We start from the raw sequence: 495 nt of genomic DNA on the forward strand, positions 1-495 counted from the left end.
TGAAGCCGGTCTGAAAGGTCATATCAAGGGTGCGGATGAGGATGATACCGGTTCCGGTTCATCAGCCTATGTGCCGTTGGAGCCAAAAGACGACATTCAGCTCGGTGAAGCTATGAAGCTGCTGCGTGGCGAAATGGCCAATGCTGCCTTCCCGCCGGATCCTAAAAAAGACCTGCCAAAGCCTGATAAAAAATAAGCTTGTACACTTCAGAAAAACGCGGGGCAGTCCCCGCGTTTTTTGTCTGTCGTTTTAAATACATAAACTGAAGAGAACAGAATGTCTGAAAAGCGTGATCCTGCATCGCTGCCTTATCGTCCTTGCGTCGGTATTATGGTTTTGAACCGTGAAGGCAAAGTCTGGGCTGGCCGCCGTATTGTTGAGCCGAATGGCGAGATGGAAGGCGCAACACAGCTCTGGCAAATGCCGCAGGGCGGTATTGATAAAGGCGAAGATCCGGCAACGGCATCTTTGCGTGAGCTTTATGAAGAAACCGG

Annotated in this window: 1 protein-coding gene and 1 pseudogene; both read left to right on the plus strand. The window is 50.7% G+C overall.

Translation table 11 applies throughout. The annotated features are described in order from the left end of the window. Positions 1-196: pseudogene (locus HBA93_RS18335) on the plus strand (S41 family peptidase); the annotation flags it as partial. Between the two features lie 81 nt (positions 197-277). Further along, positions 278-495 (plus strand): NUDIX domain-containing protein (locus HBA93_RS18340; RefSeq protein WP_221724255.1); only part of this gene is annotated, 218 nt, incomplete at its 3' end.

Origin of the sequence: Ochrobactrum sp. SFR4 (genome assembly GCF_019730395.1) — a bacterium.
In the GTDB taxonomy this organism is placed as follows: domain Bacteria; phylum Pseudomonadota; class Alphaproteobacteria; order Rhizobiales; family Rhizobiaceae; genus Pseudochrobactrum.